General features: G+C 56.0%; 13 protein-coding genes and 1 pseudogene. 4 read left to right on the forward strand and 10 right to left on the reverse strand.

From position 1 onward, the window contains the following. From HP566_RS09595 to HP566_RS09615, 5 genes and pseudogenes are all read right to left on the reverse strand, one after another. Positions 1-274, reverse strand: a pseudogene (locus tag HP566_RS09595) (hypothetical protein); the annotation flags it as partial. A 453-nt stretch (positions 275-727) separates the two neighbouring features. Next, a complete protein-coding gene (locus tag HP566_RS09600; RefSeq protein WP_249977041.1) occupies positions 728-1,768 on the reverse strand; it encodes a YcjF family protein in 1,041 nt (346 codons plus the stop codon). Then, positions 1,765-3,153: a YcjX family protein gene (locus tag HP566_RS09605; RefSeq protein ID WP_249977042.1), complete on the reverse strand. Its 1,389-nt coding sequence runs from the start codon at positions 3,151-3,153 to the stop codon at positions 1,765-1,767. Before HP566_RS09605 ends, HP566_RS09600 begins: the two co-directional genes overlap by 4 nt. 53 nt (positions 3,154-3,206) lie before the next feature. Next, on the reverse strand, positions 3,207-3,398 hold the full coding sequence (locus HP566_RS09610) for a hypothetical protein (protein ID WP_249977043.1): 192 nt from the start codon (positions 3,396-3,398) through the stop codon (positions 3,207-3,209). A gap of 61 nt (positions 3,399-3,459) precedes the next feature. Continuing rightward, on the reverse strand, positions 3,460-4,329 hold the full coding sequence (locus HP566_RS09615; protein ID WP_249977044.1) for a D-hexose-6-phosphate mutarotase: 870 nt from the start codon (positions 4,327-4,329) through the stop codon (positions 3,460-3,462). Between the two features lie 144 nt (positions 4,330-4,473). Here HP566_RS09615 and HP566_RS09620 point away from each other — a divergent pair, with 144 nt between their 5' ends. The 4 genes from HP566_RS09620 to HP566_RS09635 all read left to right on the forward strand — a co-directional run bounded on the left by HP566_RS09620 (position 4,474) and on the right by HP566_RS09635 (position 9,394). Further along, positions 4,474-4,716, forward strand: coding sequence for a GlsB/YeaQ/YmgE family stress response membrane protein (locus tag HP566_RS09620; RefSeq protein ID WP_249977045.1), 243 nt, complete (start codon positions 4,474-4,476; stop codon positions 4,714-4,716). Between the two features lie 232 nt (positions 4,717-4,948). Further along, a complete protein-coding gene (locus HP566_RS09625) occupies positions 4,949-7,414 on the forward strand; it encodes a DUF1266 domain-containing protein (protein WP_249977046.1) in 2,466 nt (821 codons plus the stop codon). Positions 7,415-7,521: 107 nt separating this feature from the next. Further along, a complete protein-coding gene (locus HP566_RS09630; RefSeq protein WP_249977047.1) occupies positions 7,522-8,160 on the forward strand; it encodes a C40 family peptidase in 639 nt (212 codons plus the stop codon). Between the two features lie 37 nt (positions 8,161-8,197). After that, positions 8,198-9,394: an MFS transporter gene (locus HP566_RS09635; RefSeq protein WP_249977048.1), complete on the forward strand. Its 1,197-nt coding sequence runs from the start codon at positions 8,198-8,200 to the stop codon at positions 9,392-9,394. Here HP566_RS09635 and HP566_RS09640 read toward each other — a convergent pair. The 5 genes from HP566_RS09640 to HP566_RS09660 are packed head-to-tail and all read right to left on the reverse strand — an operon-like array spanning position 9,317 to position 14,188. After that, the gene (locus HP566_RS09640; RefSeq protein ID WP_249977049.1) at positions 9,317-9,994 is read right to left on the reverse strand and encodes an ABC transporter ATP-binding protein; all 678 of its coding nucleotides are present in this window, start codon (positions 9,992-9,994) and stop codon (positions 9,317-9,319) included. The genes HP566_RS09635 and HP566_RS09640 overlap by 78 nt on opposite strands. Beyond that, on the reverse strand, positions 9,987-10,811 hold the full coding sequence (locus HP566_RS09645; RefSeq protein ID WP_249977050.1) for an ATP-binding cassette domain-containing protein: 825 nt from the start codon (positions 10,809-10,811) through the stop codon (positions 9,987-9,989). The genes HP566_RS09640 and HP566_RS09645 overlap by 8 nt, the downstream gene beginning before the upstream one ends. Positions 10,812-10,830: 19 nt before the next feature. Next, entirely contained in the window at positions 10,831-11,631 is an 801-nt protein-coding gene (locus tag HP566_RS09650; protein ID WP_249977051.1) for an ABC transporter permease, read from the reverse strand. Then, positions 11,628-12,602: an ABC transporter permease gene (locus HP566_RS09655; protein WP_425348183.1), complete on the reverse strand. Its 975-nt coding sequence runs from the start codon at positions 12,600-12,602 to the stop codon at positions 11,628-11,630. Before HP566_RS09655 ends, HP566_RS09650 begins: the two co-directional genes overlap by 4 nt. Next, a complete protein-coding gene (locus tag HP566_RS09660; protein WP_249977053.1) occupies positions 12,599-14,188 on the reverse strand; it encodes an ABC transporter substrate-binding protein in 1,590 nt (529 codons plus the stop codon). The genes HP566_RS09655 and HP566_RS09660 overlap by 4 nt, the downstream gene beginning before the upstream one ends. Positions 14,189-14,278 lie beyond the last annotated feature (90 nt).

The raw sequence follows: 14,278 nt of genomic DNA on the forward strand, positions 1-14,278 counted from the left end.
GAAGATGGAAGTCGCGGGTGATAGGCTGAAGCAGCGCATTGGCTTTTTGGCCAAGCGCCTTCCGGTCCAGGCTGGCATCGCGTTCTTCGGCACGTAGGGCGCTGTCGCTTAACTGCTGGGCCAACGTTGAAAGTTGACTGGCTGGCTTTGAAGAATCAGATGACGAGGTTGTGTTTTCGCTCTGTTCGGTTCCCTTGGCTGATACGTCCTGAGTGCGGCTACCAGACGTCGTTTGCGATATCGCCGGGGTAGTGGGTCCAATGCTGATTGTCATGGCAATACCTCCTTGTCATTTTGCTGAATCGCCATCAATGATGTGGCCGATGGTAGTGACTGAGACGTTGGTTATTTCTCGGTGCCCCACTTAGTAATCGGCAGGGAAAACTAAAACGTTAAGTAAATATTGTAATTTTTTTGTTAGCGTACTTAATCAATGTACGCACATATCCCGCCATAGGTGGTTTCATCGTCAGTCGCAGGGGGGCTTGAGATACTTGAACTCCTCGACCATCATCAAAGCCCGATAATGACAGTCGTATAGGGCTGATCCCGTTGCGATGATGTTAGCGGATTATAAAATGATCGGGGGGAGTCGTCTCACCAATCCTTAGGCGGCTGTGCTGCTATCGCTGAAGTATTATCCAGCGATAAACCCAGCTCCCACAACCAAGGCATTCGTTGCTATTGTGTGGGAGTGAGCGTTAGTTTACGTTTAGATGGTTTATGGTTACGGACGTTTGGTGGGCGCTGACTCTTTATCCAAGCGCTTAATTTGTCGCCATAAGTCCTGGCGTAGGTCGGCAAGCTTGGGTTGCTCTTCTGGGGTGAACGCCACCGGGCGGCACAGGCGTTGAGCGCGCAGCCCCAGGCGTGCGCTGAGCAGCCCGGTGGCCAAGCCCTGGCCTGCCCGCATCGAAATCCGGCTTGCCAAATCCATGGAGAGCATATCCATGCTGGCATCCGTTGCCAGTTCGCTGGCGCCAGCAAAGGCCATATTGTGCAGCACATTGCGAAACAGCCGCAGACGGCTGGCGTAGCCAAGCTCCAGCCCGTAAAGTCGGCACAGCCGGTCTACCATCGCCAAACTGCGCCAGGCAACCAGTGCCATATCAACCAGCGTAATAGGGCTTATTGCCACCATAATGGCGGTTTCACCTGACATTCTGGTGATCAGCCGCTGTGCCTCTCGGTCTCTCGGCGCAAGCAGGTGGTAGCGCAGCAGCGTCTGGATTTCTTCGCCGCTATGGTGCGGTTGGCACGCTCTCTGGAAAGCCTGCCAATGTGGATCGTCATCGGTTAGTTTCAGCTGTTTGCGCAACTGCTCTGCCATGGCCTGAGCTTGTTTGGCAGAGCGCTGTGGGAGTTCGGCGAGATTGTTACGCAGGCGGTCGTGGCGCTTTAAGCGACGTAGGCGGCCAAGCTCTTTAAGCAGCGATATCCCCCCCAGGCCAATCAGGCTGATGCCAAACAATTGCCAGGCGATAGCCATCCACTGCGACTGGGAAAGGGCGTCTGGAATACCGGTAGCCAGCTCAATGGTTCCCAGGGTGGCGGCGCCTGCCAGGGCAAACATCAGCCCCCAGCGGCGCTTGCGTGGTGTGCCAAGGCTGGCCTCGGGCAGGGCCTGCTCTTCCACTGATGGGGCGAGTGGCTGATGCTTGTCGGTGGCGGGAAAGGTTTCCCGCTGGCGTAGTGAGGGCTCGTTTGGCTGGGATGAGTCGGATGACTTATCCAATTGAAAATGCCGACGTGGCTGCGGATTACTCATGCCAGTTTATCTCCCATCAGCCAGTCGATGGCGGCGTCCATGCGAATATGAGCGAGTGCATCTGAAGTTGACAGCATAGGGCGAAAACTCGGGAAGTCGAACCCCTGTTGTTGCCAGAATTCTGCTTGCGGCAGGCGAGAGGGTACATCACCTGGGTATACCAACACATCTTCGCCCTCCATTGTGGTGCCCTTTAGTGCAGGCGTTCGTTTACCTTCGTGAAGTACTTCCCGTGCTTCAGTGGCGCGAATGGCTGCCAGGGAGAGCGCCTTCACTGGTATATCGGCAAAGCGTAGGTCTTTGAGTGGCTCTGCCAGCAAGGATTCAAGCAGTTGAACAACGTTTCCATGCTGGTCAGGCGTAACGTGGTCAGCCTTTGTCGCTGCAATGGCCAGACGGTCAATCTTGGGCGCAAACAGGCGCGTCAGCAGGCTACGCTTGCCGTAATCGAAGCTTTGCATCAGTTGCTGAAGCGCGCGGGAGAGGTCTTCGAAGCGCTCTGGCCCGGCATTAAGCGCACCCAGAATATCCACCAGCACAATCTGCCGGTCGAAACGGCGGAAGTGTTCGCGGTAGAAGGGGCGCACCACTTGCTGCTGGTAGTAGCGAAAGCGGGCTGCCAGCGTTGCGTAGACACTGCTATCAGGTAAGGCCTCAAGGGTTTCTTGCGGTATGGAGAGCGTCGGCAGCGGGAAAAACTGTAGGACAGGGGCGCCGTCCAGCTCTCCTGGTAACAAAAAACGACCGGGCTGAAGATCTGAGAAGCCAGCCTGCTTAGCTCGCCTAAGCCCCTGGGCATAAGCATCGGCAAGGGTTGCCAGCTTTGCCTCATCGGCCTCGTCGGCGGGGTCAAGATGCTCAATACCCGTGAGCCACTCTTTAAACAGCGCTTTGCGGTGCGGCCCCTCATGCAGTGATTGGGACTGGCTCCAGCTATAAAAATTGTGTTGCAGCAGGGGCAGGTCAAGGAGCCACTCGCCGGGATAATCGAACAGGTCGAGGGTTAAATGGGCAATATCTGGCGTAAACCAACCCTGGCGGGCAGGGCGATAACGTAATTGCAAACGCAGTTCGCTAATGCCGCGGGTGGGGTCTGGCCAGCGGGGAGGAGACTCGCGCAGGGCGGCCATGCCGGGGTCGTAAGGGAAACGCGGTACCCCTAGGTCGGGCTGGTTAAGCCGCTGGGCGCCCAGCAGGCGTCCTTCCCGGGCGGCGGGCAATAAGTCCAACTGAGCCTCAACGCCCGCGTGACGCAGTTGATTAACCAGCGACGTCAAAAACGCCGTTTTTCCTGCCTGGGAGAGCCCGGTCACGGCCAGTCTTAGCTGACGGTCACGGCCACGCTCCAATAAATTGCCAAGTTCGCGACTTAACGGCTGGCGCATAAAGCATGCCTCTTAAGCATTACATGAAGAGTTCTAACACCGCAGTGAACAGGCTATTGACGTAACATCAGTACTAGCTGATAAAACATGGGCATGGTGGCGATTTGAAAGCCGATGACGGCGATGACATAACCCGGCCATTTGCGGCTCATTTTTTGGGCGAGTGTCAGGCCAATCAAACATACCACCATGCCTACCAGGTTAAACGCAAGCGTAGCTGCCTCAAGCAGGTCTTGAGGGTTCATGTAAGCTCCTTACTCTAAATCATGTGGTACCCACCATACCAAGTTATGGATGAACCCAGTATTAACTGCGGCTCAATGTCGTACCGAGCAGGTGCTGTGCTCCGGGTACCAGCCAAACCGGGTCGAGGCGGGTGTTTGCGGCTTCCACGCAGAGAAAGTGACGGCCAGCGTCGGCTGGGGTATCGCTGGGCAGCTTGCTATCAGGGTGCCATACCACGGTGGAGTCGCTGGACTGCTTGGCAATGCGTAGTGTGCGCTCACCATCGTTTAGCACGACTGCTTCGTTAGTGTGGTAGATGCGGTCTATCGCCCCGCGAATCGCCAGCGTGCCTTGCTGCTCAGCTTCGGCAAAATCGCGTAACTTGTCTAAATAACGCGCACCGGACAAGCCTTCCAAACGGCACTGGTGAGCATCGCTAACCGCCAGATAGGTATGTAGCGCACCGCTGGTCTTGACCGGAGTGTCGCCAATGTTTTCGCTAATAAGCTCAACATTAAGGCGCTGTGCATTGGCTTGAATGACCACTCGGGCCGTCAACTGGCTATGCAGGCGCTCTATGGGTGAGAGATGCGCTTCAATGCCTTCCGCGTGTTCATCAACAGCGTCCAGGCGCCACTGGGCATGGCGGGCAAGCCCGTGAAAGGCACCATTACGCTCAGGACTCTCATCGGCATAGCGCTCGTCAGCAAACCAGGGCCAGCACAGTGGAATACCGCCACGAATAGCGCCAGGAAGCGCCTGGGGCGTGGGGGTAACCCACAGCCAGTTATCTTCGCCAGCAGGCTGAAAGTGCAGTACCTGCGCGCCCTGCAGGCTAATGATCATTTCTCCCCATGCCATGTTAAAGAGAACCACCTCGCGCCCCTGCCAACTAGCCTGCTGCTGGCCATCCAGGTGGCTAAGCAATTGTTTGAGAGAGTCGGGAATCATAACGTTTCCTTAGTAAGGGCTGGCATCTATTACGCAGAACAGTAGCGCTGTGTGCTATGGTAGGACAAGCACGACTCATAGGTAAAACACGTAGTTGGTACACATAGCTAAAACCCTGAAAAAAGTGAAAACCAAGGAGGTACTATGGGCTTTATTGCATGGTTGATTATTGGTGGTTTGGCTGGCTGGATTGCTGGCAACATCATGCGCGGCGGTGGCTTTGGCGTATTGGGCAACATTGGCGTCGGCATCGTGGGTGCCGTTATCGGTGGCTTTATGTTTAGCCTGTTAGGGCTTCAGGCAGGTGGTTTTGTAGGCTCATTAGTAACGGCCATCGTGGGTGCAGTTGTGCTGCTGTGGGTGATTAGTAAAGTTAGAAAAGCGTAGTATGTAAAACAGGCATCACTATGAGAGTCGTAATGTTGTTTAGCATAGCGCTCTGCACCCTTTGCTGCCCGGCCCTGCGCCGGGCAGTATCGTTTTGGTCGAATGGTTGCATATAGGCTATCGGCCTTGGCGGTACTTTCCGTTACACTATTGCGCCTTTAAAGCAGCCAACGTGATGGCCGCTCGATCTATCAGCTTTCATCGTTAGCATCATGTTTCTTCGAGGTGTCTTTTGGTCGATGCATTAAATGCCTGGTGGGCCCAACAGCTGGTGCTGTGTGATTGGGCGTTTACTCCTCATCCGCTGGCGGTGGATGCAGGGGCGGCTGAGCAACGTCTGCTGCAACTGGGTATTGCGCATCGTGGTGAGCTTGCCGAGCAGCTGTTTCATGGCCTGGGTGCGCCCGCTGGGCGGGCAGACCGGTTGTTGGGGGCACTTGAATGGGTTGCATTGGCCGGTGCGGCGGGGTGGTTAACGCCTGATCAGGCCGCTAACTGGGCACATCATGTTATACGCCGGATTACCTCTGAATACAGCGATCTGCGTGCCTGGCTGTCGGGGCTGCGTCAGGCACTGGGTAAGAAAGGCTGGGAAACAGGCGCTGATGACCGCTTTATTGATGCCTGCCAGGCATTGGCGGATTTGGAAAGTCAAGGTGAAGGCATTACCTGGGAAGCGCTTGAGCAGGTGCTTTTGCAATTACCGGCGCCTGCATCGCTGTGGCCACAAACACCTGCGGCGCAGCCCTGGCGCTTGTGCGCATTATTCCGGCCAGTGATTAGTTATCCGGCCCATGTTGCTGACTGGCCTGATGCCCGCCAGTGGCTGGAGCGGATTTGGCAGGTGCACGACCGTGAACACTTATTGGAAGTGATTTTGTGGCTAAGCGCTCAAGGAGAACGGCAGCGCTGGGATATTGAAGCCCGCGAACTGCTGGCCATGGATAATGCCCAGCGCCTGGAGTGGCAGCGTGGTGCAGTTGAGGATTCTCCTTACGCCCCCGTGCTTATCAAGTTTATCAGCCAGGGGGAGCCGCTTGATTGGGCCGCATGGGATTGGTTGCGTCTGGTTGAATTGGCCTGGGCAGGTGCCTGCTGTGGTTGGCTAAGCCAGGAAGAGAGTGATGATTTGGCTGGGCATGCTGCTGATCTCATCAGCCGTCGCTACCACGACTGGCATGCCGTGATAAAAGCCTATATGCGGGGGCAAAGCCTGTTTGAGGGGGTGGACCGGCGAGGCATGACACCCAGTACCCGCCATAAATTGCTGATGCAGGCACCCCATAGCCCCTGGACACATGCGCCCGGTGTATTGCTGGACGATACCACGCGCAACGCTTCGCGGGAGCGTATACGGCAGTGGCGCAATACCCCACACCACTGGCTATTGGCCCTGGCGGGTGTGCGTGAGCCGGATGTCATGCTGCGTCAACTGAATCCCGCTGCGCCTATCGCTGAGCAGCGTCGTGCTGACGCGGCTATCTATCTGCAGGATTCCCTCGGGCTACATGCGGACGAGGGGCCGCAAGCCCTGGCCCGTTACTGGTTACCCGCCCAGGCGCACCACCTTAATCAACTGGCTGCTGATGCAGTGCATGGGGTGATGCCCCCATCGCAGACACCGTTTGGGCAGCCCACCTCTGACGAATTAAAGCAACGCAATGCGGTGAAAGGCGTTAGCCGTCATGCCGCCACTATCCACATGGCGGAGAAATTTGCGTTTTACTTGCATATGGCGCTGGACAGTGGATTATTCGAGCATGAACCGCTGATGGAGTATGCCACTGCCTTGCGTAGCTGCCTATGCCGCTTTTATGCGTCGCCCAAGCGTCTGCTGGATGCCTGGTTTGCCTGGGAGAGTTGCCTGCCCGAGCCTGAGCACGACTCCCTGATCAATGAAATTGCCTGGCATCTGGATGACCCTGGTAGCCTGTTCCACTGGCTTGACTGGCGACATGATGCCTGGTGTGAACCCGGTGAGCGCCCAACCCTTAGCCACTTCACGGCCATGTCCCTGGTGGGCCCGCTTAATAGCGCGGTGTGGAGTGAACCTCAGCCAGAAAGTTTCCGAGAGTGTGCTGATATCCGCGAGTGGGTGGAGAGCCATTACCATCTCAGTAGCGCTGATGACATGCAGGAGTTTTTGACCTTTATGTTGGAGGCCGGTGATCGGCAGGAGTATCAGATCAATTATGCCCCTTATACCCTGAACCCTGAGCGACTAGAGGCTGAAATCGCGATTCTGGAGTCGGGTGACTGTGCAGAGGAGGAGCGCCACCATCTCCAGCGCTTGCGTCGGGTGCGGGCCAATGAGGATGGCTGTAACGAGGTCGATATGGCGGCTTGGGATATCGCTCAGCTGGTTGACCTTGCCATTGCGGCGCGCCAGCTGGGCTGGTTGGATCGGCAAGCCTTTGCGACAGTGTTGGATCGTGCGTATCTGCTGGCTGCCGACCATTACGCAGGCTGGCAAGAGTACGCTGCTGGGATGTATGCCGGTTTCTCGTTCTTTATGGGTGAGACCCCTGAGCGGGAGAGCTTTTTAGCTGGCTTTCGTCAGGCGCTGGTGGCCTGGGTATGCGGCGCGCCCATCCTGGCGGGTCCTTGGGCAAGCCTCGATTTTCCGGGTAATAAGCCACGCCATTTTGCCCCGCTGCATATTGATACGCTGCCGGGTGACCAACGTACATTACATTGATGCTCGCCAAGCATATGATAATTGGCTTATAGTTCTAGTTTTGGAAAAAATGAGTTTGCTTATATTCTGCTTACTTTCACCATCAATCTTGTTATGAGGTTAATCGCATGGTTGCGTTGCCACACCCCGCTGTGACCGCTGTCCGTGTTGTAAGTGTTTGTGTTACCGTCGCTTTTTTAGCTGGGTGTGCAGGCTCTGCCTCACGCCAGAGTATGGAACCCCCTGAGGATTATTTCTCGATGACGCTACCGGGGATGGGGCAGGGACTCAACCCGCAAATGTCCCCGGTTGATAATTCCATTGCTCAACTGCGTAGCCTGCAGACACCTCCGCCAACAGTGGTTCGACAGGCATTACTAGCACAGCATCAGCGATGGGCAGGGACGCCATATCGGATTGGTGGTATCTCGGAACGCGGCATGGATTGTTCCGGGTTTGTTAAAACCATTTTCCGTGACACCTTCGATTTAGAGTTACCCCGTTCTACCCAGGATCAAGTACATGAGGGACGCCCGATCGACCGCCAGGAACTGCAGGCGGGCGATCTGGTCTTCTTCCGCCCACCAGGACGTTATAACCATGTGGGCATTTACGTGGGGGATGGTTATTTTCTCCACGCCTCCACCTCTCAAGGGGTGATTATCTCCAGTCTGAATAACAGTTACTGGCAGCGTTACTACTGGCAATCACGGCGTGCTCTGGAACCGACTAACCTGGCACAACTGAGTAATAACTTTACCCAGTAAGTGCCAGACGGAAGCGCCGCTTAACGTTAGGAATGGCATGATTGAAGCCAAAACGCGTGCCTGGTGGCGCGCTACTGCTGCCCTTTGTTTAGGGTCGTTTCTTGTATTTATCAATTTGTATGTCCCCCAGCCGCTACTGCCTGGCCTCAAGGAAGCCTATGGGGTATCCACCCTGATGGTGAGTTTGTTGATGTCAGTGTCAACACTCTCTCTTGCGCTGGCGCTATTGGTTTTTGGGCCGCTTTCTGACGCGATCGGGCGTGAAGCCATTATGCGCATCACGCTGTTTCTGGCAGGCTGCTTTTCACTGGCGCTGGCATTTGCACCCACTTTTGAAACGTTGCTTCTGCTGCGCTTGCTGCAAGGCTTTGTATTGGGCGGCTTGCCCGCCGTCGCCATTGCCTGGATGGGGGATGAGTTCGACAAGCCCGCCCTGCTTAGTGCCGTTGGCTTATATATTGGTGCTAATACGCTGGGGGGCATTAGCGGGCGGATTGTAGGCGGCGGTGCTGCAGAGCTGGGTGGGCCTACGGCCGCGTTTTTATCCGTGGGAGCGATGACGGTGGTTGGGTGCGTTGTTTTCTGGCGCCTGTTGCCCACTAGCCAGGCCTTTACACCTAAACGCTTTCAACTGCGCCACGCCATAGGGGATTTGATAGGTCACTTGCGTACCCCGGTATTGCTGGCCGCATATTGTCTGGGTGGCATCAACTTTCTGATCTTTATTAATCAATACAGCTATATCACCTTTCGTTTAGCCAGTGAGCCTTACCAATTGGCCGCCAGCAGTTTGGGGCTGATCTTTTTAACCTATTTGGGGGGCACCTTCGGTTCCACGGTTTCGGGAAGGTTGGCAGAGCGCTTTTCGCCAGCAGGCTGCATAAGCGCTGGAATTATTATTTTAATGTTTGGCACGGCGGTGACACTGGCAGATTCACTGATGCTGATTGTGGTCGGTTTAACCATCAACGCCTTTGGGTTTTTCCTGGCTCACTCTCTGGCATCCAGTTGGGTGGGGCGCTATGCTCAGGGCGCGCGAGGCAGTGCTTCTTCACTCTATCTGGTGTTTTACTACCTGGGCGCCAGTGTGGGAGGTTTCTGGCTTGAGCCTTTCTGGCGCTGGGGTGAGTGGCAGGGGATTGCTGTTGGGTCTTGGCTATTGTTGGGTGTTACGCTGGGCATTGGTATTGGTATGTGGTGTTTCGAGCGTCGCAGCCGTCAGGTTGGTCACTAGTTGCCCATGGGTGAGGTGATAGCGCTGTGGGCATAAGCGCTCCACCAGTGCTGTATCATGGCTGATAACCAATACCCCTATCTGCCGACTTTCTGCATACGTCTGCAATGCTGTCCATAACTCCACCTGTGTGATGGGGTCCAGCATCGTTGAGATCTCATCAGCAATAAGGTAGCGAACGCCAGGAGCCAAAGCCCTCAGGACACATACCCGGTGTAACTCTCCGCCGGATAATGACTGGGGAAAGCGCTTTAGCCAGCCAGGCTGAATGCCAAAGGCTTGGAGAAGCGCCTCAGGTGGTGACCATGCTTCGTTTAGAATTTTACCCACCCGCCAGCGGGGGTTAACCGCCAGCTCAGGCGCTTGGGGTAACCACTGTACAGGGCCCAGCCCACTCGGTAAGAGGGGTATACCATCAACGGTAATATGCCCGCTCCATGGGCGGAGTTGCCCGGCCAAGAGCTTACCCAGGGTTGATTTTCCCGCACCGGAATCCCCGCTTAGCCCCAGCCATTGGCCTTTATGAAGAGTCAGTGAAAGCTCTTTTAAAAGCGGCTTGTCGGTACGAAAACCAAACGTCAGTAGGCTGGCTTCAAGCAACACTTGGCTCCTCTAAGGCATTCATGATGATAGGGCTGGTAAAGGCATTGTCAGGCAGTGCGTGCCAGAGTGCTTTTGCATAGCCACTATGCAACGCGTCACCATGGCCCTGAAAGGCAGCAGTGGTGGTGGTTTCGACACATAGCCCCTGGCGCATAATGGTCACATTATCAGCAATCGGCAGAGCATGGCGTAAGTCATGGGTAATGAGGATGACCGCCTTCCCCTGGTCGGCCAGCGCTTTGAGTGCCATCAGTACCCGGTCACGCTGCTGCGGGTCTAAGCCAACGCTGGGTTCGTCGGCAATAATCAGGTTGGCGTGGCTAACGTGGGCCATGGCGGTGAGTACCCGCCGGGCCATGCCGCCGGACAGCTCATGGGGAAATGCACGCTGGGCGTGTTCATCCAGCTGGTAGTGAGTGAGTGCCTGATGAGCACTCTGCCAGGCAGTCGCTTTGGGCTGCCCTGCTCGAAGGGCAGCCCAACTGACCTGGCGTTGGCTACGCGCTAAAGGATCAAGAGCGTTTAGCGACTGAGGTATTAACGCCAGCTCCCGTCCTCGAAGCCGCTGCTGACGGGCTGGGGTTAATGGTTCGGATTGAAAAAACAGCTGGCCGTTTGTTTTCGCGCCCTCCGGGAGCAGGCCCAGAATTGTATAGGCGAGCAAACTTTTCCCTGCGCCGGAAGCGCCCACAATGGCATGTACTTCCCCAGGCAATATGGTTAACGATATGTTTTCAAAGCAGGTGGCCCAGTCCCGTTGCCACCATCTTCGGTAGTAGGGCAGTTGCAGCGTGAGTTGATCAATATGCAGCACAGCAAACTCCTTGAGGCACCTATAATGCCCGCCGTAGATGAAAAGCCAGGCGATCAATGCATAGCACCATCATCAGCAGCCCCAGCCCAGGGAATACCCCTAACCACCAGTAGCCAGCCGTTATATAGCGCATGGCTTCAGCCAATAACACCCCAATGGCTGGCTGGCTGGGGTCCAATCCAACACCTAAAAAGGTCAGGGCGGCTTCGTGCAAAATGGCGTGGGGGAAAAGCAGTAGCGCACCGACCAGACAGTGGGGCAGCACATGGGGCAGTAAATGGTGAAATAAGATAAACCCGCGGGATTTCCCAAGTGAGCGTGAAATACGTATGTACGGGGCGTGGCGAAGCGTCAACAGCTCCGCGCGTAGCACTCTTGCCAGGCTTGGCCAGTGGGTAAGTGCTACGGCAATAATGACGGCCTGGGTGCCTCCACCTAACGCAAACGCAATTAACAGCAGCAAAATCAGGTGCGGTACGCTGAGCAGGGTATCAATCAGTAAGCTGACCAGTGCATCCATCTGGCGGGAAAGTGTTGAGAGGGCGGCGAGCGATAAGGCAATGGTGGTTCCCAGCAGAGCGGCGCTCAGGCCTACCCAAAAGCTGATCCGTAGCCCCGCCAGGGTACGTGCCCACAATTCCCGGCCCAGGGCATCGGTACCCAGCCAGTGGTTGCCTCCAGGTGGTATCAGGCGCGCATCAAACTGCATGTGTGCAGGCGTTGTGCCCAACCACCAATGGCTACTGATTAATAGCGCGAGCAAACTGCCCGAAAGCAATATATAGCCCAGTGTATACAGGTGCGGTTGTGTCGGCCTCATGAGCTAGTCTGCCCAATACGCGGATCAACCAGACGATAAAGCGTGTCTGCGATGAGGTTACCTACGCTGACAAACAGAGCCGTAAACAGAGCAATGCCCAGTAGCAGTGGTACATCGCTTCTTAACCCCGCTTCAACCGTGGCTTGGCCAAGGCCAGGATAGGCAAACACCTGCTCAATCAGAATGGAGCCACCAAACAGCTCACCCAGAGAGGCAAACGCCAGTGTCAGCGCCGGTAGGCTGGCATGGCGAAGGCCTTGGCGCCACGCCACATCAAATCGGCTGGCCCCTTGCGCGAAGGCATGGGTGGCAATATCCGAACGCATGAGTGCAACCATACGGGAGCGAGTGTGCAGGGTAATATTGGCAATACCCAACAGTGTGAGTGTGGCCACGGGGAGGGCAAGGTGGTGGAGCCGGGTCAGCGTACTGACATCCTGGCTTAAGGTACCCGTGGGGCCTGCACAACAGACGGGTGTCCAGCCGAGGTACACTGAGAATAGGAGCAGACCCAGTATGCCCAACCAGAAAGTTGGCGTTGACGCTGTAATATAGGCGTAGGCGCTAATTAATCTGTCGAGCAGTGACCCCTCTTTTGCCCCCGCCATAACGCCAAGCACAAAGCCAACCAGCGCCGACAGTAGCCAGGCGCTCCCCAGTAACGCAATAGAGCGGTAAAAGCGCTCGCCAATGACCTCGCTGACTGGCCGGTTGTATATATGGCTCCAGCCCAGATCTCCGCTAAGCAACTGGCGTAACCAGTGGCCAAACTGAGCCGCCGGTGGGGTATCAAAGCCCCAGCGGTGCGCAATGATAGCGCGTTGCTCAGGGCTAACCTGCGCCATCTGGGGGCCAAGATAAGCATCCACGGGATCGATAGGCGACAACATAACAAGCCCAAACGATAGTGTGGCAACACACAGCAGCACCAGCCCCAGGCGCAGTAAGCGAAAAGCCAGCCACTGGGTCACTCGCACGACCAGCGCCACTCCAACAGGTTCGCGGTAATCGGCCAGCCGTGCCCATGGGGAGCGATGCCTAACTCCCCAACGTCCAGGCAGGCATCCGCTGCATAAACGTGCTCCAGGTTAACCATCCAGGCCCAGCTCACATCACCACGGGAGCCGTAACCCGTTTCCCCATCCCACTGAGCAGCCTGCCAATGCTGATTGGCCTCTTCCACCGTTGCGGCTGACTGCGCTGCGTCTAAATGGCTATCGACAGTCTCATTAGCGTAATAGCCGCTGTTGTAGTAACCAAAACCGGCATGCTGGCTGTGAAACAGGTAGTAGACTTCCTGGGGGCTATGGCTGCCAAAGCCAAATACAATGGCATCCTGGTGCAGCGCTTCGCGTTGGATTTCATCCCAATGGCGCCCCGTGGGCTGCATCTCTATACCCAACGGGCGCACCATTTCCGCGCTGGCCTGGGCCAGCAGTTGCCGGGTGGTATCGCTGGCGGGATAGGTTAGCCGAAAGCGGGCAGGCTGGCCCTCTTTGTATCTCAGCCCATCACTATTCAGTTGCCAGCCTGCGGCATCCAGCAACTCACTGGCCCGTGCTATATCTGGAGCTTCAAAGGCCTCATCGTTCAGGCTCCAGGGCAGCCCATCGGCAGGACCAAAAGCTGGGCGCCCATAGCCGTGTAGCGCTACTTCCACCAGCGTTTCGCGATCCAGAGCAAGATCGACCGCCTGGCGAATGGCTATGTCCGCTGTTACATCGTTGCCTATGGGGGCACCTGAAGGTGCATGTTCGCCACTGGATGGCTGTATGGGAAATAAAATGCCTCGGTTATCAACACTTTCCATAATAACACGCTGCATCTGGGGCGGAAGGTTCGTGGCCAACGCGGGGGGTAAGGCTGCCAGATCTACCTGCCCTGCGTGGGCCGCGCTAAGCGTGGCGTCTTCGCCGGTAAATAAAAACACCAATCGCTCAAACGCGGGAGGAGTACCGTAGAAGTAAGGGTTACGCTCAACAATAAGTTGTTCGCCCTCCTGCCACTCAACCAATTGATAGGGGCCGGAGCCGAGTGGTTGCCTGCCATAGGCGTCGCTATAGCCATTCTCCCGTTCGGCTGTAGGTACGATGCCTAAGGTGATGAGTTGTTCGATAAAGGTAATACGTGGCGTGTTAAGTGAGAGTTCAACCGTCACTTCATCAATCGCACGGGCTTCCTTCAGTGCGCTTAAATCTGCCCGCCCGCCTGCTTGCGCGGCAGCATTGAAGGTGTAGGCTACATCTGCTGCGGTAAGGGGAGTACCATCGGAGAAATAGGCATCGTCGCGCAGGGTTAGTGTCCAGGTTAGCCGATCCTCTGAGAGCGACCAGTCTGTGGCCAGTTCAGCTTTCGGTGTCAGGTCACGGTCACGGGATAGCAGTGTGGACTGAAATAGAGGGTTGCCATATTGCCCCCAGCCCAGCAATGGATCAAACCCCTGCTCTGGCTCACCGCCAATGGCAAGTACCAATTGATCTTTTGCATAGGCGTTGACGGTAAGCGCTAAACAAGCGGTAGCCACCCCCAGTAAAATGGAACGACGTAAGCGGAACATAATGTGAATCCGTGGATAGTTTGTATGATGTTTTTACAATAACATCATACCTTGTGGTTCGAAAGCCACGGGATCGTAGAGCAGGTGGCT

The sequence above is a fragment of the Vreelandella olivaria genome (genome assembly GCF_023507745.1).
Classification (GTDB): Bacteria; Pseudomonadota; Gammaproteobacteria; order Pseudomonadales; family Halomonadaceae; genus Vreelandella; species Vreelandella olivaria_A.

Coding starts and splice junctions, on each gene's coding strand:
- HP566_RS09615 (WP_249977044.1), bottom strand. CDS start 4,329: ATGATTCCCGACTCTCTCAAACAATTGCTTAGCCACCTGGATGGCCAG.
- HP566_RS09635 (WP_249977048.1), top strand. CDS start 8,198: ATGATTGAAGCCAAAACGCGTGCCTGGTGGCGCGCTACTGCTGCCCTT.
- HP566_RS09630 (WP_249977047.1), top strand. CDS start 7,522: ATGGTTGCGTTGCCACACCCCGCTGTGACCGCTGTCCGTGTTGTAAGT.
- HP566_RS09600 (WP_249977041.1), bottom strand. CDS start 1,768: ATGAGTAATCCGCAGCCACGTCGGCATTTTCAATTGGATAAGTCATCC.
- HP566_RS09660 (WP_249977053.1), bottom strand. CDS start 14,188: ATGTTCCGCTTACGTCGTTCCATTTTACTGGGGGTGGCTACCGCTTGT.
- HP566_RS09605 (WP_249977042.1), bottom strand. CDS start 3,153: ATGCGCCAGCCGTTAAGTCGCGAACTTGGCAATTTATTGGAGCGTGGC.
- HP566_RS09650 (WP_249977051.1), bottom strand. CDS start 11,631: ATGAGGCCGACACAACCGCACCTGTATACACTGGGCTATATATTGCTT.
- HP566_RS09620 (WP_249977045.1), top strand. CDS start 4,474: ATGGGCTTTATTGCATGGTTGATTATTGGTGGTTTGGCTGGCTGGATT.
- HP566_RS09610 (WP_249977043.1), bottom strand. CDS start 3,398: ATGAACCCTCAAGACCTGCTTGAGGCAGCTACGCTTGCGTTTAACCTG.